Annotated in this window: 3 protein-coding genes; 2 read left to right on the top strand and 1 reads right to left on the bottom strand. The window is 40.4% G+C overall.

Annotated features, from left to right (window positions below; translation table 11 throughout):
- A partial coding sequence (locus SORDD16_RS04695; RefSeq protein ID WP_128973472.1) for an HAD-IB family phosphatase occupies nt 1-379 on the top strand: 379 nt, incomplete at its 5' end.
- A 9-nt stretch (nt 380-388) separates the two neighbouring features.
- The gene (locus SORDD16_RS04690; RefSeq protein WP_061452553.1) at nt 389-1504 is read left to right on the top strand and encodes a glycerate kinase; all 1116 of its coding nucleotides are present in this window, start codon (nt 389-391) and stop codon (nt 1502-1504) included.
- On the opposite strand, the gene SORDD16_RS04685 is transcribed toward SORDD16_RS04690, so the two are convergent.
- On the bottom strand, nt 1501-1947 hold the full coding sequence (locus SORDD16_RS04685) for a DUF1694 domain-containing protein (RefSeq protein ID WP_061452552.1): 447 nt from the start codon (nt 1945-1947) through the stop codon (nt 1501-1503). The genes SORDD16_RS04690 and SORDD16_RS04685 overlap by 4 nt on opposite strands.
- Nucleotides 1948-2067: the final 120 nt, after the last annotated feature.

Raw genomic sequence — 2067 nt, 5'->3', positions numbered from 1 at the left:
AAAGAATAGTATTCTAGTCGGTCTAGTGTCTGGTGGCTTTACACCAATAGTTGAGAGATTAACAAAATCCCTTGGTATCTCCTATTTCTCTGCTAACCAGTTGGAAGTCAAAGATGGATTTTTAACAGGTAAATTAGTTGGTGAAATTGTTACAGCCCAAGTAAAACAAGGTACTCTTGAGAAATGGAGAAAGGAATTAGGACTTCCCAAAGAAAAAACGATTGCTATCGGTGATGGTGCCAATGACCTCTTGATGTTAAAGACAGCAGGACGTGGTATAGCCTTTTGTGCCAAAGAAGTCGTAAAAGCTGAGGTAGCTTGTCATGTAGATACGAGGGATTTTTTGGAAGTTCTACCTTTGATTGATTTCTTAGAATGAGAGGGAACTATGAAAATTGTAATTGCACCCGATTCTTTTAAAGAAAGTTTGACAGCAGAAGAGATTGCTCAAGCTATAAAAAGAGGCTTCCAAAAATCGATAGCAGATGTAGAATGTCTGCTCTGTCCTGTTGGTGATGGTGGGGAGGGTACTGTAGATGCTATTCGACATTCTCTTGACCTCGAAGAAAAATGGCAAGAGGTTACGGGGCCTTTTGGCCTAAAAGAATCAATGCGCTACTTTCAAAAAGGCCAAATAGCGCTCTTTGAAGTTGCTGACTTGGTTGGGTTAGGAAAGATTCCGCAGGAGAAACGAAATCCTCTTCACATCCAAACTCGAGGTATCGGAGAATTGATTTGCCATCTCATTGATCAAGGGATGAAAGAAATCTATATCGGAGTTGGCGGTACGGCTAGTAATGACGGTGGGATAGGCATTGCTGCTGGTTTAGGTTATCGTTTTTATGATAAGAATGGAAAAGAATTGCCAGCTTGCGGTCAGACTTTGCTTGAGTTCGAGTCAGTTTCAAATAGCAAGTTGTATAGGATTCCTGAAGATGTGAAAATCCGCATTTTAGCAGATGTCGTGAGTCCCTTATGTGGAGACCAAGGTGCAACTTACACTTTTGGTAAACAAAAAGGCTTAGATCCTACTATGTTTGAGACAGTAGATCAGGCAATGCAGCAGTTCTATGAAAAATTCTCGCCATCAACCCTATCTCTTAAAGGAGCAGGAGCTGGCGGTGGGATTGCTGCTGGACTCTGCGCCTTTGCTGAGGCCAGTATCGTATCTGGGATTGATACTTGCTTGGATTTGATTGACTTTGACAAGAAAGTTGCAGGGGCCGACTTGGTTATCGTTGGAGAAGGTAGACTGGACAGTCAAAGCTTTGCTGGAAAAGCTCCCATCGGTGTAGCAAAAAGAACTCCTTCAGGAATTCCTGTTATCGCTATTTGTGGTAGTCTTGCTGACGATTTGCCACCCCTACCATTCGAAAATATACAAGCTGCCTTTTCCATTTTAGAGAAAAGTGAACCTTTGGAAGACAGTCTGAAAAGTGCAAGTCTCTATTTGGAGCACACAGCTACTAATATTGGTCGTTTGTTAAATTTGAGGAAGGATTAGCCGAACCATTTTTTCCAGATGGATTTTTTAGGACTTTCTGTCTTTTGCTCCTCCCAAAGATTCGAAAATGCAAGTCTAAGGTCCTTTTCTTCTACTTGAACAGGTTCACTTGTATGAATGACAAGACCGAAAGGAGAGGTGATGTGATCGTCTGAAACAATAGTCGCCTGACAGTTGCTTTCCTTTGCTTGTTTTAAGTAAAAGACCTGTTTGTCAAACTCGATATTTGGTGAGATCTTCACAAAAAGTGCCTCTACCTTTTCTTGAAAACCCTCTAAAATAGAGAAAAAACCATGTTCTAATTCAGGACTATTGGCAGTACTGATATCAGCATATCCAAGAATTCTTTCCTCGAAAGTGCCGAGAAAACGACGTTGTTCATCTGGGTTTAATTTTGCCCCACCGTGAGCCTTTTCTAGTAGTTGTTTTGATAAATCTGTCATAAAAACAGTATATCACAAAACCCGTAAGAAAACAGACAAAAGAAAGCGATTACTTTATAAAGTTAAGGAAAATTTGCACAAAGATAACGTTTTTTCTTGAAAAACGCTTATTTTTAAGGT

Source organism: Streptococcus oralis (genome assembly GCF_001578945.1).
GTDB classification, from domain to species: Bacteria; Bacillota; Bacilli; order Lactobacillales; family Streptococcaceae; genus Streptococcus; species Streptococcus oralis_Q.
This window is presented reverse-complemented; position numbering and strand designations above follow the sequence as displayed.

What these genes read in the sequence shown, in the direction of transcription:
- SORDD16_RS04690 (WP_061452553.1), top strand. Translation starts at nt 389, where the DNA reads ATGAAAATTGTAATTGCACCCGATTCTTTTAAAGAAAGTTTGACAGCA.
- SORDD16_RS04685 (WP_061452552.1), bottom strand. Translation starts at nt 1,947, where the DNA reads ATGACAGATTTATCAAAACAACTACTAGAAAAGGCTCACGGTGGGGCA.